Annotated in this window: 21 protein-coding genes; 10 read left to right on the top strand and 11 right to left on the bottom strand. The window is 61.5% G+C overall.

Annotation, left to right across the window (positions count from 1 at the left end; translation table 11 throughout):
- Nucleotides 1–15 precede the first annotated feature (15 nt).
- Entirely contained in the window at nt 16–225 is a 210-nt protein-coding gene (locus AC0IYH_RS20310) for a cold-shock protein (RefSeq protein WP_065886074.1), read from the top strand.
- A gap of 69 nt (nt 226–294) precedes the next feature.
- Here the strand turns inward: AC0IYH_RS20310 and AC0IYH_RS20305 are convergent, their stop codons facing one another.
- From AC0IYH_RS20305 to AC0IYH_RS20290, 4 genes are all read right to left on the bottom strand, one after another.
- Nucleotides 295–672 (bottom strand): hypothetical protein, encoded by a 378-nt coding sequence (locus tag AC0IYH_RS20305; protein ID WP_012722582.1) that lies wholly within the window; start codon nt 670–672, stop codon nt 295–297.
- 50 nt (nt 673–722) lie between these two features.
- Nucleotides 723–1,532, bottom strand: a complete 810-nt coding sequence (locus tag AC0IYH_RS20300; protein ID WP_471835916.1) for a putative RNA methyltransferase — start codon at nt 1,530–1,532, stop codon at nt 723–725.
- Complete coding sequence (gene dapE, locus AC0IYH_RS20295; RefSeq protein WP_471835915.1) at nt 1,532–2,683, bottom strand: succinyl-diaminopimelate desuccinylase; 1,152 nt, start codon at nt 2,681–2,683, stop codon at nt 1,532–1,534. Before dapE ends, AC0IYH_RS20300 begins: the two co-directional genes overlap by 1 nt.
- 238 nt (nt 2,684–2,921) lie before the next feature.
- A complete protein-coding gene (locus AC0IYH_RS20290; RefSeq protein ID WP_471835914.1) occupies nt 2,922–5,513 on the bottom strand; it encodes a glycosyltransferase in 2,592 nt (863 codons plus the stop codon).
- Nucleotides 5,514–5,730: 217 nt separating this feature from the next.
- On the opposite strand from AC0IYH_RS20290, the gene tcdA reads away from it, so the two are divergent.
- Nucleotides 5,731–6,540, top strand: a complete 810-nt coding sequence (tcdA, locus tag AC0IYH_RS20285; protein WP_122773994.1) for a tRNA cyclic N6-threonylcarbamoyladenosine(37) synthase TcdA — start codon at nt 5,731–5,733, stop codon at nt 6,538–6,540.
- Between the two features lie 67 nt (nt 6,541–6,607).
- Here tcdA and AC0IYH_RS20280 read toward each other — a convergent pair whose 3' ends face one another.
- From AC0IYH_RS20280 to AC0IYH_RS20265, 4 genes are all read right to left on the bottom strand, one after another.
- Nucleotides 6,608–7,051 (bottom strand): SufE family protein, encoded by a 444-nt coding sequence (locus tag AC0IYH_RS20280; protein WP_116628380.1) that lies wholly within the window; start codon nt 7,049–7,051, stop codon nt 6,608–6,610.
- Nucleotides 7,048–8,253, bottom strand: coding sequence for an aminotransferase class V-fold PLP-dependent enzyme (locus AC0IYH_RS20275; protein WP_471835912.1), 1,206 nt, complete (start codon nt 8,251–8,253; stop codon nt 7,048–7,050). The genes AC0IYH_RS20280 and AC0IYH_RS20275 overlap by 4 nt, the downstream gene beginning before the upstream one ends.
- Before the next feature lie 70 nt (nt 8,254–8,323).
- Nucleotides 8,324–9,358 (bottom strand): 2,3,4,5-tetrahydropyridine-2,6-dicarboxylate N-succinyltransferase, encoded by a 1,035-nt coding sequence (gene dapD, locus AC0IYH_RS20270; protein WP_122773989.1) that lies wholly within the window; start codon nt 9,356–9,358, stop codon nt 8,324–8,326.
- Between the two features lie 32 nt (nt 9,359–9,390).
- Entirely contained in the window at nt 9,391–9,699 is a 309-nt protein-coding gene (locus AC0IYH_RS20265) for an arsenate reductase (RefSeq protein WP_231982825.1), read from the bottom strand.
- 269 nt (nt 9,700–9,968) lie between these two features.
- Here AC0IYH_RS20265 and AC0IYH_RS20260 point away from each other — a divergent pair, with 269 nt between their 5' ends.
- Nucleotides 9,969–11,612, top strand: coding sequence for a Na+/H+ antiporter (locus tag AC0IYH_RS20260; protein WP_471835911.1), 1,644 nt, complete (start codon nt 9,969–9,971; stop codon nt 11,610–11,612).
- A 12-nt stretch (nt 11,613–11,624) separates the two neighbouring features.
- On the opposite strand, the gene dapC is transcribed toward AC0IYH_RS20260, so the two are convergent.
- The 3 genes from dapC to map all read right to left on the bottom strand — a co-directional run bounded on the left by dapC (nt 11,625) and on the right by map (nt 16,528).
- Complete coding sequence (gene dapC / locus AC0IYH_RS20255) at nt 11,625–12,824, bottom strand: succinyldiaminopimelate transaminase (protein ID WP_471835909.1); 1,200 nt, start codon at nt 12,822–12,824, stop codon at nt 11,625–11,627.
- Between the two features lie 156 nt (nt 12,825–12,980).
- Nucleotides 12,981–15,677 carry a [protein-PII] uridylyltransferase gene (locus AC0IYH_RS20250; protein ID WP_471835908.1) on the bottom strand — a complete coding sequence of 899 codons (2,697 nt, stop codon included), beginning with the start codon at nt 15,675–15,677 and terminating at the stop codon, nt 12,981–12,983.
- A gap of 68 nt (nt 15,678–15,745) precedes the next feature.
- Complete coding sequence (map, locus tag AC0IYH_RS20245) at nt 15,746–16,528, bottom strand: type I methionyl aminopeptidase (RefSeq protein ID WP_122773984.1); 783 nt, start codon at nt 16,526–16,528, stop codon at nt 15,746–15,748.
- 387 nt (nt 16,529–16,915) lie between these two features.
- Between map and rpsB the strand changes: the two genes are divergently transcribed.
- The 7 genes from rpsB (at nt 16,916) to ispC (ending at nt 22,982) form a co-directional block, all read left to right on the top strand.
- On the top strand, nt 16,916–17,653 hold the full coding sequence (gene rpsB, locus AC0IYH_RS20240) for a 30S ribosomal protein S2 (protein ID WP_003189158.1): 738 nt from the start codon (nt 16,916–16,918) through the stop codon (nt 17,651–17,653).
- Between the two features lie 191 nt (nt 17,654–17,844).
- The gene (gene tsf / locus AC0IYH_RS20235) at nt 17,845–18,708 is read left to right on the top strand and encodes a translation elongation factor Ts (RefSeq protein WP_017137141.1); all 864 of its coding nucleotides are present in this window, start codon (nt 17,845–17,847) and stop codon (nt 18,706–18,708) included.
- Between the two features lie 209 nt (nt 18,709–18,917).
- On the top strand, nt 18,918–19,661 hold the full coding sequence (pyrH, locus tag AC0IYH_RS20230; protein WP_003189161.1) for a UMP kinase: 744 nt from the start codon (nt 18,918–18,920) through the stop codon (nt 19,659–19,661).
- On the top strand, nt 19,658–20,215 hold the full coding sequence (gene frr, locus AC0IYH_RS20225; RefSeq protein WP_116628371.1) for a ribosome recycling factor: 558 nt from the start codon (nt 19,658–19,660) through the stop codon (nt 20,213–20,215). Before pyrH ends, frr begins: the two co-directional genes overlap by 4 nt.
- A 17-nt stretch (nt 20,216–20,232) precedes the next feature.
- Nucleotides 20,233–20,988 (top strand): polyprenyl diphosphate synthase, encoded by a 756-nt coding sequence (gene uppS, locus AC0IYH_RS20220; RefSeq protein ID WP_116628370.1) that lies wholly within the window; start codon nt 20,233–20,235, stop codon nt 20,986–20,988.
- Nucleotides 20,989–21,795 carry a phosphatidate cytidylyltransferase gene (locus AC0IYH_RS20215; protein ID WP_116628369.1) on the top strand — a complete coding sequence of 269 codons (807 nt, stop codon included), beginning with the start codon at nt 20,989–20,991 and terminating at the stop codon, nt 21,793–21,795. It abuts the gene before it with no gap.
- Nucleotides 21,792–22,982: a 1-deoxy-D-xylulose-5-phosphate reductoisomerase gene (gene ispC / locus AC0IYH_RS20210; protein WP_471835904.1), complete on the top strand. Its 1,191-nt coding sequence runs from the start codon at nt 21,792–21,794 to the stop codon at nt 22,980–22,982. The genes AC0IYH_RS20215 and ispC overlap by 4 nt, the downstream gene beginning before the upstream one ends.
- Nucleotides 22,983–23,002: the final 20 nt, after the last annotated feature.

Here is a 23,002-nt window from a genome sequence, read left to right as displayed (position 1 = left end):
GTGGGAGTAAAACAGATGACAACGCGCGAAACCGGCAATGTGAAGTGGTTCAACGATGCAAAGGGCTATGGCTTTATTCAGCGTGAAGACGGCAAGGATGTGTTCGTGCACTACCGCGCCATTCGCGGTGATGGCCACCGCTCGTTGGCCGAAGGCCAGCAGGTGGAATACGCCGTGGTGACCGGCGAGAAGGGGTTGCAGGCGGAGGATGTGGTGGGGCTCTAAAACCACTGCAAATCAAAATGTGGGAGGGGGCAAGCCCCCTCCCACATTTTTTTGCATTTGCAATTCAGGTTATGCAGTTTTCCAGGTGATCTGCTCTTCACCGTCTTCACTGATACGAATCCAGGTGTCAGCGCTTTCCTCGCCCTCTTCCTCGACCCACGTGCCCGGCGCGCAGCGCACTTCAACGTTCAATGCGGCAAAGGCGGCGCGGGCGCAGGCGATGTCGTCGTCCCACGGGGTCTGGTCGCTTTCCAGGTACAGGCTGTTCCATTTTCCTACAGCTTTGGGCAGCCAGGTCACGGGCACGTTGCCGGCCTTGCACTTGTAGGTCTGGCCCTTCTGGACCCAGTCGGTGCACGGGCCCAAAGCGGCCCCGAGCCAGGCGGCAATGGCCTTGTAGTCGACGTCGGCGTCCTTGAGGTAGATCTCGATATCAGGTTGGCGCATGGATGTTCCTCGTTGCGGGATTCGAAAATCCATTCGCGGAAAAAAGTCGGTTATTGAAGCACGAAATAATCGTAGCGCATCGATACGGTGACCAGCAGCGGCTCGGCGGCCTCGATCACCTCGGCACGGCGCTCGGCACTCGCGCGCCAGCCGTGGGGCGTCATGGCCAGCAGGTTGGCGCGGTCCTGGGGCTCGGCCAGGCTCAGGGTGAACTCCAGGGTTTCGCTGTGCGCCAGGTGCATGCCGTCCGGCACCAGGGCCAAATGCTTGTCGTCGGTGTACTCGCGCACTTCATCGTACAAACGCTCGCGCAGTTCCATCAGGTGGCCACTGGTAGGACCGACCTTCATCAGGCCGCCGCCAGGGCTGAGCAGGCGCTTGGCTTCTTCCCAATCGAGCGGGCTGAATACGCTGGCGAGAAACTGGCAACTGCCTGACGCCAGCGGCACACGGGCCATGCTGGCGATCAACCAGGTGACGGCCGGGTTGCGCCTGCACGCGCGCTTGACGGCTTCCTTGGAAATATCCAGGGCGTAGCCGTCGGTGTGGGGCAGGGCGTCGGCGATCTGCGCGGTGTAGTAACCCTCGCCACAACCGATGTCGACCCAGCGCTGCGGCGCGCGCTCGGCGGCCAGTTCGGCCAGGCGCTTAGCCACCGGGGCGTAGTGCCCGGCGTTGAGGAAGTCACGGCGCGCCTCGACCATGGCGAGGTTGTCGCCCGGGTCGCGGCTGTTCTTGTGCTGCACCGGCAACAGGTTCAGGTAACCCTGGCGCGCGCGGTCGAACCGGTGCCCGGCCGGGCACGCCACGCCATTGTCCACCGCATTGAGCGGGGCGCTGCAAAGGGGGCAGGCGAGCATCAGGCGAGCAACTTGATCAGGGTCTGGTAGTAGATTTCGGTCAGCACATCGAGGTCACTGGCCAGGATGCGCTCGTTGACCTGGTGGATCGTCGCGTTGACCGGGCCCAGCTCCACAACCTGGGTGCCGAGGGTCGCAATGAAACGCCCATCGGAGGTGCCGCCGCTGGTCGACGCCTGGGTCTCGCGACCAGTGATCGCCTTGATGCTGGCCGACACGGCATCGAGCAACGCACCCGGTTCGGTGAGGAACGGCAGGCCCGACAGCGCCCACTCCACGTGCCAGTCCAGGCCGTGCTTATCCAGGATCGCCGCGACCCGCTGTTGCAGGCCTTCGACGGTGGACTCGGTGGAGAAACGGAAGTTGAACACCGCCGTCAGGTCACCCGGAATCACGTTGGTGGCGCCGGTGCCGGAGTTGAGGTTGGAGATCTGGAAGCTGGTCGGCGGGAAGAAGGTGTTGCCGTCGTCCCAATGCTCGGCGGCCAATTCGGACAGGGCCGGGGCGGCCAGGTGGATCGGGTTCTTCGCCAGGTGCGGGTAGGCCACGTGGCCCTGCACGCCGCGTACGGTCAGGGTGGCGCCGAGGGAGCCGCGACGGCCGTTCTTGACCACGTCGCCCACCAGGGTGGTGCTCGACGGCTCGCCGACGATGCACCAGTCCAGGCGCTCCTTGCGCGCGGCCAGGCGTTCGATCACGGCCTTGGTGCCGTGGTGCGCCGGGCCTTCTTCATCGCTGGTGATCAGAAAGGCCACCGAACCCTTGTGGTCCGGGTAGTCCGTGACGAAACGCTCGGAGGCTACCAGCATCGCGGCCAGGCTGCCTTTCATGTCGGCTGCGCCACGCCCGCAGAGCATGCCGTTTTCGTCGATCAACGCGTCGAACGGGTCGTTCTGCCAGGCCTGTACCGGGCCGGTCGGCACCACGTCGGTGTGGCCGGCGAAGCACAGCACCGGGCCGTCGTGTTTGCCGTGGGTGGCCCAGAAGTTGTCCACGTCTTCGATGCGCATCGGCTCCAGCGCAAAACCGGCGTCGCCCAGGCGCTGCATCATCAGCTTCTGGCAGTCAGCGTCGATCGGCGTGACCGAGGGGCGACGGATCAGGTCGATGGCAAGTTGAAGGGTCGGCGAGAGGTCGGCATGGGCCGTCATGAAAAACTCCGGAAGCGTGTAATGGGCGCAGGACGCAGGGTGGTGCAGATTCAGTGTGGGAGGGGGCTTGCCCCCGATTGCAGAGTGTCAGTCACTGTAGCTGTTGACTGGCCCACCGCCATCGGGGGCAAGCCCCCTCCCACACAAAGCATTGGCCGACGCCAAGGCTAGCAAAACGGCCGTTATCTTATAGCAAAACGGCGGCCAGAGGCCGCCGTTTAGTGCATTGCGCAAGTTTTTACGCGGCGGGCGCGGGTTCCGGCGCCGGCGCGGGTTTAGGCAGCGACGACAGGAACGCCATGATCAACGCCGCCACATACGGCAGCGATTGCACCAGCAGCATCACCACCCAGAAGCGGATGTCATTGCTCGGCAAGCCCTGCACCAGGTAGATCCCCAGTGCCGCGCCCCACAACAGCAGCATGATGAACATCTCTTCGCGCGCTTCGGAAATCGCCACCCAGAAGCCGTGGTTATCGGCGTTTTTCGGTGTACGAAAGAACGGAATGCTGGTGGTGAAGAAGCCATACAGCACCGCCTTGGCGATGGTGTGCGACAACGCCAGCCCGGCCAGCGCCGCGCAGAACGCATCCTTGAGGTTAACGCCCACGGCGCGGCGGTACAGGAAGATGATCTTGCCGACCTTGAACACGAACAACGCCAACGGCGGGATTGCGAAAATCAGCAACGGCGGGTCGACCCGCGTTGGCACGATGATCATCGCCGCCGACCACAACAAGGCGCCGACGGTGAAGAAGATGTTCATGCCGTCCGCCACCCACGGCAACCAGCCCGCGAGGAAGTGATAGCGCTGGCCACGGGTCAGCTCGGTGTCCTTGCCGCGCAGCAGGCTGGCGGTGTGACGCTTGATGATCTGGATCGCACCGTAGGCCCAGCGGAAACGCTGTTTCTTGAAGTCGATAAAGGTATCCGGCATCAGGCCTTTGCCGTAGCTGTCGTGGTAATACGCGGCCGACAGGCCTTTCTCGAATACCCGTAGGCCCAGTTCGGCGTCTTCGCAGATGCACCAGTCAGCCCAGCCCAGTTCTTCGAGCACCGAGCGGCGGGTCATGGTCATGGTGCCGTGCTGGATGATCGCGTCGCGGTCGTTGCGGGTGACCATGCCGATATGGAAGAAGCCTTTGTATTCGGCGTAGCAGAGCTTCTTGAAGGTGCTTTCGTTCTGGTCGCGGTAATCCTGCGGCGACTGCACCACGGCGATTTTCGGGTCGGCGAAGTGCGGCACCATGTGCTTGAGCCAGTTGGGCGACACGCAGTAGTCCGAGTCGATCACCGCGATCACTTCGGCATCCTTGGCGGTGTGCGGGATCAGGTAGTTCAGCGCGCCGCCCTTGAAACCGGCCAGGGGCGCGACGTGGAAGAACTTGAAGCGCGGGCCGAGGGTTTCGCAGTAGTCGCGTACCGGCTCCCACACCGCAGGGTCCTTGGTGTTGTTGTCGATGATCAGGACTTCATAGTCCGGGTAATCGAGGGCGGCCAGGGCGTCGAGGGTCTGTTTGACCATCTCTGGCGGCTCGTTGTAGCACGGCACATGGATCGACACTTTCGGGCGGTAGTCCGAATCCCCTTCAACCGGCAGGAATTCACGCCGGCGCTTGTGGGTCCAGACCGCTTCGGCCAATTCGTGGGCTTCGGTCAGTAACACGATAAACACGCCCAACGCGCCGAGTGCCAGCAGGATCCCCACGGTCACGCTGAACCAGGTGCTGTATTGCTGGCTGTAGTCGTAGCCGATCCACACCAATACCGAGCCGCAGAGGAATGCGATAAAGGTCAGGAAGGTACGGCCACGCTGGCGCAGGGCCGAGCCGTCGATCATCAGCAGGGTCAGGGACAGCAGCGCCAGCACCACCGAGCCGATCGCCAGCACGCGCCATTGCGGGATCGCGACTACCGGGCCTTCGAAGTTGAATTTCTGCTGGCGTGCGCCGTTGAATACACCCCAGTAAGCGCCTGCCGAACCTTCGTCACTGACTTTCCACGGCTGGTCGAACGCTTCGATCACGAAGTAGTTGTAGCCCTGACGGTTGAGCTTGTTGACCAGCGTGCGCAGGTAAATCGCCTGGTCTGCCGGCGACGTTTCATTACCCCCGCGCATACGTCCGTTGCTCGGCCAGCCAACTTCCGACAGCAACAGCGGCTTTTTCGGGAACAGTTTTTTCAGATCCTTGGCGCGGTCGAGTACGTACTGGCCGGCCTTGTCCATCGGAATATATTCCCAGAACGGCAGGATGTGCGCGGCGATCAGGTCGACGTGCTTGGCCAGTTGTGGGTTCTTTTCCCAGATGTCCCATTGCTCGGATGTCGTTACCGGCACTTTCACGGCGGCGCGCACGCGGTCCAGCAGCACGATCAGTGCTTCAGGCGTGATGTCCTTACGGAACACGGCTTCGTTCCCGACCACCACCCGCACCACACTGCGCGAGTTGTTGGCGATTTCGATGGCGCGCTGGATTTCACGCTCGTTGCGCTCCAGGTCCGGGCTGATCCAGATCCCCAGGGTCACCCGCAGGCCGAACTCTTCCGCCAGCTTGGGGATATCGCCCAGTGTGCCGTCGACCGAGTAGGTACGGATGTTGTCCGTCAGCTTGCTCATGATCGCCAGGTCCTGGCGCATCTGCTCGTCAGTCGGGAACTGGTTTTTCTGCGGGTACTGGCCCTGCTGGAACGGTGAGTAGGAAAAACCGGAGATCTGCTCGGGCCAGTTGGGGGTGGTGACCGGGCGGTTGATCAGCGCCCAGAAGCCGGTGAACAGCGCGGCAATTGCCAGCACTACCACCAGGTTGAGTCCAAATTTACGCGATGACATGGCTATTTCGGGTTCCAAAGGGTGTGGAACGAACAGAGGTGTCGGCCTACGCCGAACGGCGCGCATCCTACACCGGCCCTTCCCTGAGCGTACAGCAGACAGAGAAAAGCCGGACGTTAGTCAGCGAAAGGCCATCTAAGTTCTTTACTTGTAGCTGGAAGCTTCGAACTTGTCGCTGCGTAGTCCATAATGCGCGCCGGTTTTTGGGGTATTGGTCATGAGCACAGAAGATCCGCGGTTTGCAGGCGTCGCCCGCTTGTATGGCATTGAAGGCCTGGAACGCTTGAAAGCGGCGCATGTGGCGATCGTCGGCGTCGGCGGCGTAGGCTCGTGGGCGGCGGAAGCCATCGCCCGCTGCGGGGTGGGCGAAATTTCACTGTTTGACCTGGACGATGTCTGCGTCAGCAACAGCAACCGCCAACTGCACGCTCTGGACAGCACCGTGGGCAAGCCCAAGGTCGAAGTGATGGCCGAGCGCCTGCGCGGCATCAACCCGGACTGCACGGTGCATGCCGTGGCCGACTTCGTGACCCGCGACACCATGGCCGAATACATCACGCCCAACATCGATTGCGTGATCGACTGCATCGACGCGGTTAACGCCAAGGCCGCGCTGATCGCCTGGTGCAAGCGCCGCAAGATCCAGATCATCACCACCGGTGGCGCAGGCGGGCAGATCGACCCGACGCTGATCCAGGTCTGCGATCTGAACCGCACCTTCAATGACCCGCTGGCCTCGAAAGTGCGCTCCACCTTGCGCCGCGACTACAACTTCTCCCGCACCGTGACCCGTCATTACAGCGTGCCGTGCGTGTTTTCCACCGAGCAACTGCGCTATCCCAAGCCGGACGGCAGCATCTGCTTGCAGAAGAGTTTTGTAGGGGATGGGGTCAAGCTGGACTGCGCCGGCGGGTTTGGCGCGGTGATGATGGTGACCGCCACCTTCGGCATGGTGGCGGCGACCAAGGCAGTGGACAAGATAGTGGCCGGGGTGCGCAGGCCCTCCGATCGGGTCAAGCCCACCTAGATCTCACTGCCGAACATAGATCCAAATGTGGGAGGGGGCTTGCCCCCGATAGCGGTGTATCAGTCAGCTAATTTGTTGCTGATCCAACGCCATCGGGGGCAAGCCCCCTCCCACATAGGTCTTGCATGCGCTGCAAGACGGCATTCAGGCCATTGCTGCGCGACGGTGATAGTTGGCGGGAAAGCCCCAACTGATTGAACCACTCCGGCAAATCCACTGCCTGCAACTGGGCCGCCGACAACCCATTGACCCGCGCCAGCAGCAACGCCACCAGCCCACGAATCATCCGCGCCTCGCTGCTGGCGGCAAACTGCCAATGGCCGTCGTGCAAACGCCCCACCAGCCACACCAGGCTCTCGCAGCCCTGCACCAGGTTGGCGTCGACCTTCTCGTCATCGGCCAACACCGGCAGCCGTTCGCCCCATTGCATCAGCATCCGCGCGCGTTGCTCCCAGCTACCGACAGCCTGGAAGGCTTCCAGCGCGGCGGCTGCATCTACCGGCAGGCTCATCGCAGCATATCCAGTGCCTGGTCCAGCGCTTCAAAAAAACGCTCCAAGTCATCGGAATCGTTGTACAGCGCCAGGGACACACGGATTGCCCCCGACAGATTCATCGCCTTTAACAGCGGCATCGCGCAGTGATGGCCGGCGCGCACGGCAATGCCTTGCTCGGTCAGCAGGTGCGCGAGGTCGGCGTTGTGCACGCCCTCGACCACAAAACTGACCAGCGCCACCTGCGGCGAACCCAGCACGTGCACGCCATTGCGCGCTTTGAGCCCGCGCAGCAGGTAGTCATGCAACGCCGCCTCATGGGCAACCACCGCGTGCTGATCCAGCGAACTCAGGTAATCCAGGCTGGCGCCCAGGCCGATCACGCTGGCAATCGGCGGCGTGCCGGCCTCGAAACCCAGCGGCGCCGGGCGAAAGCTCGCGCTGTGGTAGTCGGCCTGCTGCACCATCTCGCCGCCGAACTGCCAGTGGCGCAGGTGGTGCAGGGCTTCGTTGCGGCCAAACAGCACGCCCACGCCGTCCGGGCCGTAGAGTTTGTGGCTGGAAAACACGTAAAAGTCGCAGCCCAGCGCCTGCACATCGTGGCGGCCATGCACGATGCCTTGGGCGCCATCCACCACCGTCAGGGCGCCGTGTGCCCGGGCCATCGCCAGCAAGGCCTCCAGCGGTTGCCAGGCGCCCAGCACGTTGGACAACTGGCTCACCGCCAGCAGGCGCGTGCGTGGGCCGATCAGCTCGGCGGCGGCGTGCAGGTCGATCACGCCGTCGTCACCCAGTGGCAATACCACCAGCGTCAGCGCGCGACGTTTGGCCAGTTGCTGCCAGGGCAGCAGGTTGGCGTGGTGTTCCAGGGCGCTGATGGCAATCTCATCGCCCGCATTGAATAAGTGCTCAAGGCCATAGGCCAGGAGGTTCAGCGCAGAGGTTGCGCCGTGGGTAAACACGATCTGCCCGCTGTCACCTGCATTCAACCACTGCGCGACCTTGCTGCGACTGTCTTCAAACGCCTGGGTCGCATGGGCGCCCGGCAGATGCTGGGCACGGTGCACATTGGCTGCGCCATTGGCGTAGTAATGGCTGATTGCGTCCAGCAGAGCTTGAGGTTTTTGCGTGGTGGCGGCGTTGTCCAGGTAGGTCTGGTCTTGCCGTTGCAGGGTGGCGATGGCCGGAAAATCGGCGCGCCAGGGAGAGGGCACAAGCATGGTGATCAAGACTCGTATAAGCGGGCCGCACCCCGGAAGGCACGGCCCGCTAGTGGCATCGAGTGGCTGCTTAGTTGTGAGCGTGCAGCGCTTCGTTCAGTTCGATGGCCGATTTGTGGGTTTTGCACTCCACGGCACCGGTCTCGGAGTTACGACGGAACAGCAGGTCCGGTTGGCCGGCCAGTTCACGCGCCTTGACCACTTTGACCAGCTGGTTTTTCTCGTCCAGCAGCGCAACCTTGGTCCCCGCGGTGACGTACAGGCCCGATTCCACGGTGTTGCGGTCGCCCAACGGGATGCCGATACCGGCATTGGCGCCGATCAGGCAGCCTTCGCCGACCTTGATCACGATGTTGCCGCCGCCCGACAGGGTGCCCATGGTGGAGCAACCGCCGCCCAGGTCCGAGCCCTTGCCCACGAACACGCCAGCCGACACACGGCCTTCGATCATGCCCGGGCCTTCGGTGCCGGCGTTGAAGTTGACGAAGCCTTCGTGCATCACGGTGGTGCCTTCGCCAACATAAGCACCCAGGCGCAGACGTGCGGCGTCAGCGATGCGCACGCCGGCCGGGACCACGTAGTCGGTCATTTTCGGGAACTTGTCCACCGAGAACACTTCCAGCAGCTCGCCACGCAGGCGGGCTTCCAGCTGGCGTTCGGCCAGTTCGCTGATGTCGATTGCGCCCTGGCTGGTCCAGGCCACGTTCGGCAGCTGTGGGAACACACCGGCCAGGCTCAGGCCGTGCGGCTTGACCAGGCGATGGGAGAGCAGGTGCAGCTTGAGGTAGGCCTCAGGCGTGGAAGTCAGTGCGGCGTCTTCGGCCAGCAGGGTCGCGACCAGCGGCGTGTGGCTTTCGGCCAGGCGGCTCAGCAGCGCGGCTTGGGCGGCGTCGACACCTTTAAGTGCGTCAGCCAGTTGCAGGGCCTGGGTCACGGTGAAAGTGATGGCCTGGTTGCCTTCGCTGTAACCGAGGATCGGCGCGATGGCTGCGACGATTTCAGCCGACGGGTTGAGCAACGGTTGTGCGTAAAACACTTCCAGCCAAGCACCTTGGCGGTTCTGAGTGCCGACGCCGAAGCCCAGGCTGAACAGGGAATTGGACATGCTGTTACCTCTACAAAAATGGAATGGCTGGCCTACTTGAGGGCCGCCGAATAACTATCTGGCTTGAAGCCAATCAGGGTTCTGTCACCGAGATCAAGCACCGGGCGCTTGATCATCGAAGGTTGCGCGAGCATCAATTCAATGGCTTTCGACTGATCGAGATCGGCTTTGCGTTCGTCTTCGAGTTTGCGAAAGGTGGTGCCCGCACGGTTCAAAACCACCTGCCAACCGTGCTCGTTGCACCATTGGGTCAAGTGTTCGCGGTCGATACCGGCCGTTTTGTAGTCGTGGAACTCATAGCTCACTGCGTGCTCATCGAGCCAGGTGCGCGCCTTTTTCATGGTGTCGCAGGCTTTGATGCCGAAAAGGTGCAAGGTTTTGCTTGAAGCGGTCAAGGAATTGCCCCCCTTTGGACGAATGAAAGTTAAAGGTCACGGATTATGCCACGACCAGCGGCCTCTGGTGCCGCATCGTCATGCTGTCGTGCGACTTATGTGCAAAAGCCCGCTGGCAGCCAGGCAGGTAACATAGCCGGGTAATATGGCACTTCAACGGCGAGTTGTTGCCAGATGTGTGTCGTAGCAAGTCGATTGTCCGGGAAACCCGCTTTATGCAAACCGCCTATACCGTTCTTATCCTGCTGATGCTGGTCAGCGTTTCGCGTCTGGTAGGGCGTGTCATTCCTCTGCCGTTACCGCTGGTGCAGATCGCCGCCGGCGCCTTGCTGGCCTGGCCCACGCTGGGGCTGCACGTGGCGCTGGATCCGGAGCTGTTTCTGTTTCTGTTCCTGCCGCCGCTGCTGTTTTCCGATGGCTGGCGCATGCCCAAGCGTGAGTTGTGGAAGCTGCGCGGGCCGATCCTCACCCTGGCCGTAGGGCTGGTGCTGTTCACCGTGGTGGGCGCCGGTTACTTCATTCATTGGATATTGCCTACGATCCCGCTGCCGGTGGCCTTCGCCCTTGCGGCCGTGTTGTCGCCGACGGATGCCGTGGCGGTGTCGGCGATTTCCCAGAACCGCTTGCCGACGCCGCTGATGCATATGCTCCAGGGTGAGGCCTTGATGAACGATGCATCGGGCCTGGTAACGTTCAAGTTCGCCCTGGCGGCGGCGTTGACCGGGGTGTTTTCCCTGGCAGACGCCAGCCTGACCTTTGTGCTGGTGGCCGTGGGTGGCCTGGCGGTGGGCGTGGCCCTGAGCTGGCTGGTGGGCCGCCTGCGGGCCTGGATGATCGCGCGGGGTTGGGACGACCCGGCCACCCACGTGGTGTTCATGTTGCTGCTGCCGTTTGCCGCGTACGTATTGGCTGAGCGCTTGGGCGCCTCGGGCATTTTGTCGGCGGTGGCCGCCGGCATGATGCAGAGTTGGCTCGACCTGCTGCCCCGCCAGACCAGCACTCGATTGCTCAACCGTAGCGTGTGGGGATTGCTGGAATTTGCCTTCAATGGCCTGATTTTCCTGCTGCTGGGCCTGCAATTGCCGGACATCATCAAGGCCGTGGTCAGCCATGAACCGACGTTGTGGCCGACCCTGTTGTACCGCTGCCTGGATGTCGTGGCGATCTTCCTGGTGCTGGTGGTGTTGCGCTTTATCTGGGTGCAAAGCATCTGGCGGCTGTCGGGTTTGTTACGCCGGATTCGTGGGAAAAGTGAGCTGACCCTGGTGCCGACGGCACGCTCCTGCTGGCTGCTGACGGTGGGCGGTGTACGCGGGGCGGTGACCCTGGCGGGTGTGATGTCGGTGCCTTTGCTGCTGGCGCCTGGCCAGGACTTCCCCGAGCGCGACTTGCTGATCTTCATTGCGGCCGGCGTGATTCTGTTGTCGTTGATCGCCGCCTGTATCGCGCTGCCGTTGCTGTTGCGGGGCATCGAAAAAAGCCCGGATGAGAAACGCCATAACGAAGTGCGCGAAGCCTGGAAAAAAACCGCCGTGGCGGCCATCCACGCCCTTGAAACCGAGGAGCCTGCAGGCGCCGAAACCCCGGACGCCGCCCAGGCCGCGCTGGCCGCCGAGCTGAAAGCGCGGTTGATGTCGGAATATCGCCATCAGTTGGACGTGTTCAACGACTCCGCCGAAGCCCAGGCCCTGGCGCAGCAGATGGACCTGCTTGAACGCAAATTGCGGCTCAAGGCCTTGCGCGCGCAGCGCCTGGAGTTGTACAGCTTGAGCCGTCATCACCAGATTGGTGATGACGTATTGAGGGAGGTGTTGGCGGAGTTGGATATGACTGAGGCCAACTTGGGTCACTTGAAGTGACCCGTTTGGCCGTCAACGGCGACGCTGGATGAAATCCCGAATCCGCTCAGCCGCTTCCACGCATTCAGCCAACGGCGCAACCAGTGCCAGGCGCACGCGACCGGCGCCAGGGTTGACCCCATCGACATCGCGCGACAGGTACGAACCCGGCACCACGGTCACGTGTTCTTCCACGAACAGGTCGCGGCAGAAGGCGGCGTCGTCGCCCTTCACGTTCGGCCACAGGTAGAAGCCGCCGTCGGGGGCTTGCACGTCCAGCACCGGCTTGAGAATCGCCAGCACCGCGTCGAATTTCTCGCGATACAGGTCACGGTTGGCCAGTACGTGGGCCTCGTCCTGCCAGGCGGCAATGCTTGCAAGCTGGGTTTGTACCGGCATCGCGCAGCCGTGGTAGGTGCGGTACAGCAGGAAGCCCTTGAGGATGTCGGCGTCGCCGGCCACGAAGCCGGAACGCAGGCCTGGCAGGTTGGAGCGCTTGGACAGGCTGTGGAAGACCACGCAGCGCTTGAAGTCCTGGCGGCCCAGCTCCACGCAGGCGCTGAGCAGGCCCGGCGGCGGGGTTTGTTCGTCGAAATAGAGTTCGCTGTAGCACTCGTCCGCGGCGATCACGAAGTCGTATTCGTCGGCCAGGGCGATGAGTTTTTTCAGGGTGTCGACCGGGATCAGTGCGCCGGTCGGGTTGCCTGGGGAGCACAGGAACAGGATCTGGCAGCGTTTCCAGATGTCTGGCGACACGGCGTCGAAGTCCGGGTTGAAGCCGTTTTCATCCAGGCACGGCAGGTAGTGCGGCTTGGCCCCGGCCAGGAACGCAGCGCCTTCGTAGATTTGGTAGAACGGGTTCGGGCTGACCACCAGGGCGTCGTCGCCGCGATTGACCACGGTTTGGGTGAAGGCGAACAGCGCTTCACGGGTGCCGTTGACCGGCAGGATATTGCGCGCCGGGTCCAGCCAGCCCTTGGGCACGTTGAAGCGGCGCTCGCACCAGGCGCCAATGGCCTCGCGCAGGGCAGGGATACCCAGGGTTGTCGGGTACACGGCCATCTGGTCGAGGTTGTTGCTCAGTGCGTCGGCAACGAATTGTGGCGATTTATGCTTGGGCTCGCCGATGGACAGCGCAATCGGGCGTTTGTCCGGGTTCGGCGTAACGCTGCCGAGCAGGGCGCGCAGTTTCTCGAACGGGTAGGGCTGCAGCTGGTTCAGGGCGTTGTTCATCGCAAATCTCGCTCAATTCGTATGTAGGCACGCGGCCTGCCGGGCAAAAAAAATCAATGTGGGAGGGAGCTTGCTCCCGATGGCAGTCGATCAGGGACACAATAATTGACCGACCCGCCGCAATCGGGGGCAAGCCCCCTCCCACATAAGCTCCACTCAAATGGTCAGGCGCGTCAGCTCGGGTTCCTGGGTTACGCTCAATTGCTGCACGATGGCTTCCTGCAAGCGGCGGCACAGTTCCGGGTCGGACAGCGGCTGGTTGTCGGCGTCGGTAATGAAGAACACGTCTTCCACGCGCTCGCCGAGGGTCGCAATCTTGGCGTTCTGCAGCGACAGGTCGAACTCCAGGAAGATTCCGCCGATGCGTGCCAGCAACCCTGGGCGATCCGGTGCGCTGAGTTCCAGTAGCGTCACCGGGCGCTGGGCGTCGTTGGAGATGGTCACCTGGGGCGCAAAGGCAAAGTGCTTGAGCTGGCGCGGCACCCGGCGCTGGATGATGGTCGGGTAGTCGTCCGGGTTGCGCAGGGCTTCGGTCAGGCCTTCGCGGATCTTTTTCACCCGCACCGGGTTATCTCCGATGGACTCGCCTTCGGTGTCGAGCACGATGTAGGTGTCGAGGGTGAACTGGCTGCTGGAGGTGATCACGCGGGCGTCATGGATGTTCAGGTTGAGCTGGTCCATGGCCGCCACGGTCACGGCGAAGAAGTCGTGCTGGTCGGGGGCGTAGATGAAAATCTGCGTACCGCCCTCGAATTCGCGCTGGGTGGTTTCCTTGATCAGCACCAGCGGGCCGCCATCGGCGGGCTGCTGCAGGATCGCGTCACTGTGCCAGGCCACGTCGCCGGCGGTATGCCGCAGAAAGTAGTCGTCGCCCAGTTGCGACCACAGTTGCTCGACGTCGTCCGGGTCGTTGCCGCCGCGCACCAGGATATCCAGGGCCGCGCTTTGGGTGCGGCGGATCTGCTCTTCGCGGTCCACCGGGTTTTCCAGGCCGCGGCGCAAGGCGCGCTTGGTTTCGGTGTAGAGCTGGCGCAACAGGCTGGCGCGCCAGGAGTTCCACAGCGTCGGGTTGGTGGCGTTGATGTCGGAGACGGTCAGCACGTACAGGTAGTCGAGACGGGTTTCATCACCCACGATGCCGGCGAAGTCGTGGATCACCTGCGGGTCGGACAAGTCCTTGCGCTGGGCGGTGGTCGACATCACCAGGTGGTTCTGCACCAGCCAGACGATCAGGCGGCTGTCCCACAGCGGCAACTGGTGGCGCTGGCAGAAGGCCTCGGCATCCACCGCGCCGACTTCCGAGTGGTCGCCGTGCCGGCCCTTGCCGATGTCGTGGTACAGGCCAGCCAGGTAGATCAGCTCCGGCTTGGGCAACTTGGTCATCAGCTTACTGGCCAGCGGGAATTTCTCTGACACCTGGGTGTACTGCAGCTTACGCAGGTGCTTGATCAGGTTCAGGGTGTGGGCGTCCACGGTATAGATGTGGAACAAGTCATGCTGCATCTGCCCGACGATAAAGCCGAACTCCGGCAGGTAGCGCCCGAGAATGCCGTAACGGTTCATGCGCCGCAGGTTGCGGTGGATGCCGAATTTGCATTTGAACAGCTCGATAAACAGGCTGGTGTTACGGATGTCGTTGCGAAAATCATCGTCGATCAGGTGACGGTTTTCCCGCAGCAGGCGGATGGTGTCGGCGCGCACGCCTTTGATTTCCGGCTGCTGGGCCATCAGCACGAAGATTTCCAGCATGGCGAACGGTGTGCGGCTGAACACGTTGTCGTTGCGTGCTTCGATATAGCCATCGTGCAGCTGGAAGCGCGAATTGATCGGCTGCGGCGGCGCTTCGTCTTCGGGCGCCAGGATCACTTCTTCGAAGTGCTGGATGATCAAGTCGCTGAGCTGGGCAATGCTCATGACCACCCGGTAGTACTGTTGCATGAAGCTTTCGATGCTGGTCTTCGCGTCCTCGCCTTCAAAGCCCAGCAGGGTGGCGATGGAGCGCTGGTGGTCGAACAGCAGGCGGTCTTCGGAGCGCCCGGCGAGCATGTGCAGGGCGTAGCGCACCTTCCACAAAAATTCCTGGGACGAGGCCAGCAGGGCGTTTTCGCTCTCCACCAAAAAGCCTTCGCCGGCCAGGGCGCGCAGGTTCAGGGTGCCGTACTGGCGACGCGCTACCCACAAAATCGTCTGGATGTCCCGCAGCCCGCCCGGCGAGCCTTTGACGTTGGGTTCCAGGTTGTATTCGGTGTCGTTGTACTTGTGGTGCCGGGCCTTCTGCTCGGCGCGCTTGGCCAGGAAGAACTCCTTGCTCGGCCACATGTGCGCGGTGCTGGTGACTTCAAGCATGCGCTGGCGCAGACGCTCGGGGCCGGCGATGGTGCGGCTTTCCATCAGGTTGGTGATCACGGTGAGGTCGGCGCGTGCCTCTTCGGCGCATTCGTCCACCGAGCGCACGCTCTGGCCAACCTCCAGGCCGATGTCCCACAACAGCGTCAGAAAGCGCTCGATGGAATCGCGAAAGATCTCATGATCGGCGCTGTCCAGCAGAATCAGCAGGTCGATGTCGGAGTAGGGGTGCAGTTCGCCACGGCCGTAGCCGCCGACCGCCACCAGGGCGATATCGGCGTCTTCGCTCCAGCTGAACTGTTCCCAGGCCTTTTGGAGGATGTTATCGACGAACCAGGCGCGGTCCTCGATCAGCCGGCGGATGTCCCGGCCGCTGCGAAAGCGCGCGTCGAGCACCTCGCGGGCCTGACGGATAGCCTTCTTGAAAGCGGCGATGGGGCTCGCCTTCAGGGCCAGTTCGGCCTGGAACTGGCCACGGTCGAAGAGTTCGGGATCCACCTGGGGCATCGATCGGCTTTCCTTTCTATCTATCAGTCAGTCACAACACAATTTGGGAAAACCTGGGCAACCCTTTATTACGCCGAAATGCGTGGAATCGTGTCGTCGGCGCGCAGGGTGAAGATCTCGTAGCCGGTGTCGGTGACCAGCAGGGTGTGTTCCCACTGGGCCGAGAGCTTGCGGTCCTTGGTGATGGCGGTCCAGCCGTCGCCCAGCACCTTGGTGTCGGCCTTGCCCTGGTTGATCATCGGCTCGATGGTGAAGGTCATGCCAGCCTTGAGCTCCATGCCGGTGCCGGCGCGGCCGTAGTGCAGGATCTGCGGTTCTTCGTGGAACACGGTGCCGATGCCGTGGCCGCAGAATTCGCGGACCACCGAGAAGCCATTCTTTTCAGCGTGCTTCTGGATCACTTCACCGATGTCGCCCAGGCGGCAGCCGGGCTTGACGATCTCGATGGCCTTGTACATGCATTCCTGGGTGACCTGGGACAGGCGCTCGGCCCAGACCGGCACGGTGCCGACGTGGAACATGCGGCTGGTATCGCCGAAGTAGCGGTCCTTGATCACGGTGACGTCGATGTTCAGGGTGTCGCCGTCCTTCAACGGCTTGTCGCCCGGGATCCCGTGGCAGACCACGTGGTTGACCGAGGTGCAGATCGACTTGGGGAAGCCTTTGTAGTTCAGCGGCGCAGGGATGGCGCCCTGCACGTTGACTATATAGTCGTGGCAGATCTGGTTCAGGGTTTCGGTAGTAACACCGGGCTTTACGTGCTCGGCGATCATTTCCAGCACGTCGGCAGCCAGTTTGCCAGCAATGCGCATGCCGGCGATGTCTTCGGCGGTTTTCAAACTAACGGTCATACAGGCTCTCTCTAGCGCGACGCGCTGAAATCAATACGGTTTACGGGCGTGCGACAAAAGGTTACAGAATTCGCACAAGCCACAGAAAACGCGATTCTATCAGACGATGGCGTCAAATCATGAGCCCCTGATGATCGCTTCTCTCTATAAGGTGGGGCTATGTTGGCTCTATTCAAAGGGTTGCGTGAACATCGCGCACGGCAACTGTGATTGTGGGTTTCGTTTTCGCCCTTCGTGTGGTATAAAATGCGCCGCTTTCCGGGGATACCCCGCAAAGCTTAAATCCACACACGTGTCGACACGATGACCTGGGTGCCGGAGGCCTTGATGCCGCTGGTTGGTCATTGGGATACGTGGAGGCCAAACCCGACTTATTAAGGAACTATCATGTCCCAAGTCAACATGCGCGATATGCTGAAGGCCGGTGTGCACTTCGGTCACCAGACCCGTTACTGGAACCCGAAAATGGGTAAATACATTTTCGGCGCGCGTAACAAGATTCACATTATCAACCTTGAAAAAACCCTGCCAATGTTCAACGAAGCTCTGACTTTCGTAGAACGTCTGGCCCAGGGCAAAAACAAGATCCTGTTCGTCGGCACCAAGCGTTCCGCTGGCAAGATCGTTGCTGAAGAAGCAGCACGTTGCGGTTCGCCGTACGTCGACCACCGCTGGTTGGGCGGCATGCTGACCAACTTCAAAACCATCCGTGCTTCCATCAAGCGTCTGCGTGACCTTGAAGTGCAAGCCGAAGACGGTACTTTCGCCAAGCTGACCAAGAAAGAAGCGCTGATGCGCTCCCGTGACCTGGAAAAGCTCGATCGTTCCCTGGGTGGTATCAAGGACATGGGCGGTCTGCCTGACGCACTGTTCGTTATCGACGTTGATCACGAGCGCATCGCGATCACCGAAGCCAACAAGCTGGGCATCCCTGTTATCGGCGTAGTCGATACCAACAGCAGCCCGGAAGGCGTTGACTACATTATCCCAGGCAACGATGACGCAATCCGCGCTATCCAGCTGTACATGGGTTCGATGGCTGACGCTGTAATCCGTGGTCGCAACCACGTTGCTGGTGGTACCGAGCAGTTCGTTGAAGAAGCTCCGGTAGCTGCCGCTGAGTAATTGACGCCCTGGCGTTGACTCAGTAAGCAAAAAGGGGGCTTGGCCCCCTTTTTGCCACCTCGAAAACCGTTTGTCGGTAGCGCAGCTACATCATTTGTAACGTGCAGCGGCCTACAACGGTGATTCGGGAAGAATTGATCGCCCGTTTGATCGGGTGGAATGGTTGAAAACCTATCCAAGAGGATTTTGAAATGGCAGAGATTACTGCAGCGTTGGTTAAAGAACTGCGTGAGCGCACCGGCGAAGGCATGATGGATTGCAAAAAGGCCTTGACCAAGGCCGGCGGCGACATCGAAAAAGCCATCGACGACATGCGTGCTTCGGGCGCCATCAAGGCTGCCAAGAAAGCCGGTAACGTAGCTGCTGAAGGCGCTATCGCTCTGGTTGAAGACGGTAAAGCTGCCGTTCTGCTTGAAGTGAACTCCCAGACCGACTTCCTGGCTCTGCAGGACGACTTCAAGGCGTTCGTTGCTGCCAGCGTCAAGAAAGCATTCGACGACAAGCTGACCACCGTTGAGCCGCTGATCGAAGCTCAAGAAGCTGATCGTCTGGTTCTGGTCGGCAAGGTTGGCGAAAACGTCAACATCCGTCGCCTGGCTCGCGTTGAAGGTGATGTGGTTGGTGGTTACCTGCACGGTAACAAGATCGGCGTTGTGGTTGCCCTTAAAGGCGGCGACGTTGAACTGGCCAAAGACATCGCTATGCACGTAGCGGCCAGCAACCCTGAATTCCTGCTGCCATCGGAAGTGTCCGCTGACGCAATCGAACGCGAAAAAGCCGTGTTCCTGAGCCTCAATGCTGACAAGATCGCCGGCAAGCCAGAAAACATCGTTGAAAACATGATCAAAGGCCGTATCAGCAAGTTCCTGGCTGAAGCGAGCCTGGTTGAGCAGGCGTTCGTCAAGAACCCTGAAATCAAGGTTGGCGAACTGGCCAAGAAAGCCGGTGCTGAAATCGTTTCCTTCACTTACTACAAAGTAGGCGAAGGCATCGAGAAGCCGGTCGACAACTTCGCTGAAGAAGTTGCTGCCCAGCTGGCTGCCGCCAAGCAATAAGACAGTTTCAACTGTCGCCCGAAAGAGGCTGCCCGCTCACGCGCGCAGCCTCTTTTCAAATGGGTAGGCCGATTTTAATTGGCTTACCCTCGGAACTGGCTTACAAAGCCGTGTTCCGATGGCGCTGTGACAGCGTCCAGCTAGAGTGAACGCAAGCCGTAAACGGCTCGCCAAGAATTTTTAAAAATACGCCGCAGGAGAGATTCGCAATGGCTCAGCAGGGCAGTGGTTATCAGGCTCGCTATAAACGCATTCTACTCAAGCTCAGCGGCGAGGCCCTGATGGGCTCGGAAGAGTTCGGGATCGATCCCAAGGTGCTCGACCGCATGGCGCTGGAAGTCGGCCAATTGGTCGGTATCGGCGTACAAGTCGGCCTGGTAATCGGCGGTGGCAACCTGTTTCGTGGCGCGGCACTGAGTGCAGCCGGCATGGATCGGGTCACTGGCGACCACATGGGCATGCTGGCCACTGTGATGAACGCCCTGGCCATGCGTGACGCCCTGGAGCGTGCCAATATCTCGGCTATCGTGATGTCGGCTATTTCCATGGTCGGCGTGACCGATCACTATGATCGTCGCAAAGCCATGCGCCACCTGAATTCCAAAGAGGTGGTGATCTTTGCCGCCGGTACCGGCAACCCGTTCTTCACCACTGATTCGGCTGCTTGCCTGCGCGCCATCGAAATCGATGCCGACGTAGTGCTTAAAGCCACCAAGGTGGATGGCGTGTATACCGCAGACCCATTCAAAGACCCGCATGCCGAGAAGTTCGATCATCTGACCTACGATGAAGTACTGGATCGCAAGCTGGGTGTGATGGACCTGACGGCTATTTGCCTGTGCCGCGACCACAAGATGCCGCTGCGCGTATTTAACATGAACAAGCCCGGCGCCCTGCTCAATATCGTACACGGCGGCGCAGAAGGGACTCTGATCGAGGAAGGCCAACAATGATCAACGAAATCAAGAAAGACGCCCAAGCGCGTATGCACAAATCCCTGGAGTCTCTGAGCCACGCATTCGGCCAGATTCGTACCGGTAAAGCCCACCCAAGCATCCTGGGCAGCGTGATGGTGCCTTACTACGGCTCCGACACCCCGCTGAGCGGCGTGGCCAACGTTACCGTGAAAGACTCGCGCACTCTGCAAGTCGTGGCCTTCGAGCGCAACATGCTCGCCGCCGTCGACAAGGCTATCCAGAGTGCCGGCCTGAACCTCAACCCGACCAACCTGGGTGAGCTGCTGCTGATCTCCATGCCGGCCCTGACCGAAGAAACCCGCAAGGGCTTCACCAAGCAGGCGCGCAGCGCGGCTGAAGACGCGCGTGTTGCCGTACGCAACATCCGTCGTGACGCTTTGGGTGACCTGAAGAAGCTGGTCAAGGACAAGGAAATCAGCGAAGACGAAGAGCGTCGCGCCGTTGCTGATATCGACAAACTGACCAAAGATGCCGAGGCCCAGATCACCAAGGCCACCGAAGAAAAAGAAAAGGACCTGATGGCCGTATAAGGGGTCAGGACGCCTTCATGGAAAAGACCAAGCAGACTGTACCCTCTGTGGTGCCGCGCCATGTCGCGATCATCATGGATGGGAATAATCGCTGGGCGAAGAAACGCTTTATGCCGGGTGTTGCCGGGCATAAGGCGGGTGTCGATGCGGTACGGGCGGTGATCGAGGTGTGCGCCGAGGCCAAGGTCGAGGTGTTGACCTTGTTCGCCTTCTCCAGTGAAAACTGGCAGCGCCCGGCCGAAGAAGTCAGTGCCTTGATGGACCTGTTCTTCAAGGCCCTGCGTCGTGAGGCCAAGCGCCTCAACGACAACAACATCAGCCTGCGCATCATTGGTGATCGCTCGCGGTTCCATCCGGAGCTGCAGGCGGCCATGCGCGAAGCCGAGGCCATCACCGCAGGCGCCAATCGGTTTGTACTGCAGATTGCAGCCAACTATGGCGGCCAGTGGGACATCGCCCAGGCTGCGCAGCGGCTCGCCCGCGAAGTGCAGGCCGGCCATCTGCGTCCGGACGACATCACGCCCGAACTGTTGCAAACCTGCCTGGTCACCGGCGATCTGCCGTTGCCGGACTTGTGCATCCGTACCGGTGGCGAGCACCGCATCAGCAATTTCCTGTTGTGGCAGCTGGCTTACACCGAGCTGTACTTCTCCGACCTGTTCTGGCCGGACTTCAAACACGATGCCATGCGCACTGCGCTGGCTGATTTCGCTTCCCGTCAGCGTCGGTTCGGTAAAACGAGCGAGCAGATCGAAGCTGGAGCCCGGGTTTAAATGCTTAAACAACGAATCATCACCGCGCTGATCCTGTTGCCGATCGCCTTGTGCGGGTTTTTCCTGCTCGATGGCGCAGGCTTTGCCCTGTTTATCGGCCTGGTCGTCACCCTGGGTGCCTGGGAATGGGCGCGCCTGGCGGGCTTCAGCGCACAATTGCCGCGCGTGGTGTATGCCGCGGTCGTGGCGCTGTTGCTGTTCCTGATGTACATCCTGCCGGACGTCGCGCCCTGGGTGCTGGGCGCTGCAGTCTTGTGGTGGGCGCTGGCAACATTCCTGGTGCTGACGTACCCGAAAACCAGTGCGCATTGGTCCAGCGTGGCCTGCAAACTGGTGATTGGCCTGTTGATCCTGCTGCCGGCCTGGCAAGGCCTGGTGGATATCAAGCGCTACCCGATGGGTAACTGGCTGATCCTGGCGGTGATGGTGTTGGTGTGGGGCGCGGATATCGGCGCGTACTTCTCCGGTCGCGCATTCGGCAAACGCAAGCTGGCGCCGGCTGTCAGCCCTGGCAAGAGTTGGGAAGGGGTGTACGGCGGCCTCGCATTCACGCTGCTGATCACGCTGGTAGTGGGTTTAGTGCGCGGCTGGTCGGTGCAGGAAATTCTCCTGGCGCTGCTGGGCACGGCCATCGTGGTGTTTATCTCCGTGGTGGGCGACCTCACTGAAAGCATGTTCAAGCGTCAGGCCGGGATCAAGGACAGCAGCAATCTGCTGCCGGGTCATGGCGGTGTGCTGGATCGGATCGACAGCCTGACTGCCGCCATCCCGATCTTTGCCGTGCTGTTGTGGATGACCGCTTCGTGAGCCGCCTGCAACAAGTCACCGTACTCGGCGCAACCGGCTCGGTAGGGCTGAGCGCCTTGGACGTGATCGCCCGTCACCCGGATCGCTATCAGGTGTTCGCCTTGACCGGGTTTACTCGCCTGAGCGAGCTGCTGGCCTTGTGCGTGCGCCATGTGCCGCGCTTCGCCGTCGTGCCTGAGGCGGCCGCGGCCCGAGGCTTGCAGGATGACCTGCGGGCTGCCGGGCTGGCCACGCAAGTGCTGGTAGGCGAGGAGGGGTTGTGCCAGGTCTCGGCCGATGCCGAGGTGGATACCGTGGTCGCCGCTATTGTCGGGGCTGCGGGGCTGCGTCCGACCCTGGCTGCCGTCGACGCCGGGAAGAAAATCCTGCTGGCCAATAAAGAAGCCTTGGTGATGTCTGGTGCGCTGTTTATGCAGGCGGTGCGCAAAAGCGGCGCCGTGCTGCTGCCCCTCGACAGTGAGCACAATGCAATCTTCCAATGCATGCCTGGCGATTTTGCCCGTGGGCTGAGCCAGGTCGGTGTGCGCCGGATTCTTCTTACGGCTTCCGGTGGCCCCTTCCGGCAAACTCCGCTGGAAGAGCTGGAGCATGTGTCGCCCGATCAGGCCTGCGCGCACCCCAATTGGTCCATGGGGCGCAAGATCTCCGTCGATTCGGCGAGCATGATGAATAAAGGCCTGGAGTTGATCGAGGCGTGCTGGTTGTTCGATGCGCGGCCCGATCAAGTCGAGGTGGTGATTCACCCGCAAAGCGTGATCCACTCCCTGGTCGACTACGTGGACGGTTCGGTATTGGCGCAGTTGGGCAACCCTGACATGCGCACGCCGATCGCCAATGCGCTGGCCTGGCCGGAGCGGATTGATTCCGGTGTGGCGCCGCTGGACCTGTTCGCGATTGCGCGGCTGGACTTCGAAGCGCCGGACGAGCAGCGTTTTCCCTGCCTGCGCCTGGCGCGGCAAGCTGCGGAGGCGGGCAACAGCGCGCCGGCGATGCTTAATGCGGCCAACGAAGTGGCGGTGGCGGCGTTTCTCGAACGGCGCATCCGCTTTCCGCAGATCGCGAGTATCATCGAGGACGTCCTGGGTCTCGAGCCCGTAGTGGCAGTGAGTGACCTGGGGGCAGTATTCGAGGCTGATGCCAAGGCTCGGGCCCTGGCCGAACGATGGTTGAGCCGCAACGCGCGTTAGTCTGTGGGCATGCTTGGGCC

This window comes from Pseudomonas sp. AC463 (assembly GCF_979253585.1).
Note: the sequence above shows the minus strand (reverse complement) of the source record. Positions and strands in the feature narration are given on the sequence as shown.

What these genes read in the sequence shown, in the direction of transcription:
- map (WP_122773984.1), bottom strand. Translation starts at nt 16,528, where the DNA reads ATGACCGTTAGTTTGAAAACCGCCGAAGACATCGCCGGCATGCGCATT.
- AC0IYH_RS20265 (WP_231982825.1), bottom strand. Translation starts at nt 9,699, where the DNA reads ATGAAAAAGGCGCGCACCTGGCTCGATGAGCACGCAGTGAGCTATGAG.
- pyrH (WP_003189161.1), top strand. Translation starts at nt 18,918, where the DNA reads ATGGCTCAGCAGGGCAGTGGTTATCAGGCTCGCTATAAACGCATTCTA.
- dapD (WP_122773989.1), bottom strand. Translation starts at nt 9,358, where the DNA reads ATGTCCAATTCCCTGTTCAGCCTGGGCTTCGGCGTCGGCACTCAGAAC.
- rpsB (WP_003189158.1), top strand. Translation starts at nt 16,916, where the DNA reads ATGTCCCAAGTCAACATGCGCGATATGCTGAAGGCCGGTGTGCACTTC.
- AC0IYH_RS20280 (WP_116628380.1), bottom strand. Translation starts at nt 7,051, where the DNA reads ATGAGCCTGCCGGTAGATGCAGCCGCCGCGCTGGAAGCCTTCCAGGCT.
- AC0IYH_RS20250 (WP_471835908.1), bottom strand. Translation starts at nt 15,677, where the DNA reads ATGCCCCAGGTGGATCCCGAACTCTTCGACCGTGGCCAGTTCCAGGCC.
- AC0IYH_RS20275 (WP_471835912.1), bottom strand. Translation starts at nt 8,253, where the DNA reads ATGCTTGTGCCCTCTCCCTGGCGCGCCGATTTTCCGGCCATCGCCACC.
- AC0IYH_RS20305 (WP_012722582.1), bottom strand. Translation starts at nt 672, where the DNA reads ATGCGCCAACCTGATATCGAGATCTACCTCAAGGACGCCGACGTCGAC.
- AC0IYH_RS20215 (WP_116628369.1), top strand. Translation starts at nt 20,989, where the DNA reads ATGCTTAAACAACGAATCATCACCGCGCTGATCCTGTTGCCGATCGCC.
- uppS (WP_116628370.1), top strand. Translation starts at nt 20,233, where the DNA reads ATGGAAAAGACCAAGCAGACTGTACCCTCTGTGGTGCCGCGCCATGTC.
- AC0IYH_RS20290 (WP_471835914.1), bottom strand. Translation starts at nt 5,513, where the DNA reads ATGTCATCGCGTAAATTTGGACTCAACCTGGTGGTAGTGCTGGCAATT.
- dapC (WP_471835909.1), bottom strand. Translation starts at nt 12,824, where the DNA reads ATGAACAACGCCCTGAACCAGCTGCAGCCCTACCCGTTCGAGAAACTG.
- AC0IYH_RS20300 (WP_471835916.1), bottom strand. Translation starts at nt 1,532, where the DNA reads ATGCTCGCCTGCCCCCTTTGCAGCGCCCCGCTCAATGCGGTGGACAAT.
- tcdA (WP_122773994.1), top strand. Translation starts at nt 5,731, where the DNA reads ATGAGCACAGAAGATCCGCGGTTTGCAGGCGTCGCCCGCTTGTATGGC.
- tsf (WP_017137141.1), top strand. Translation starts at nt 17,845, where the DNA reads ATGGCAGAGATTACTGCAGCGTTGGTTAAAGAACTGCGTGAGCGCACC.
- AC0IYH_RS20260 (WP_471835911.1), top strand. Translation starts at nt 9,969, where the DNA reads ATGCAAACCGCCTATACCGTTCTTATCCTGCTGATGCTGGTCAGCGTT.
- dapE (WP_471835915.1), bottom strand. Translation starts at nt 2,683, where the DNA reads ATGACGGCCCATGCCGACCTCTCGCCGACCCTTCAACTTGCCATCGAC.
- AC0IYH_RS20310 (WP_065886074.1), top strand. Translation starts at nt 16, where the DNA reads ATGACAACGCGCGAAACCGGCAATGTGAAGTGGTTCAACGATGCAAAG.
- frr (WP_116628371.1), top strand. Translation starts at nt 19,658, where the DNA reads ATGATCAACGAAATCAAGAAAGACGCCCAAGCGCGTATGCACAAATCC.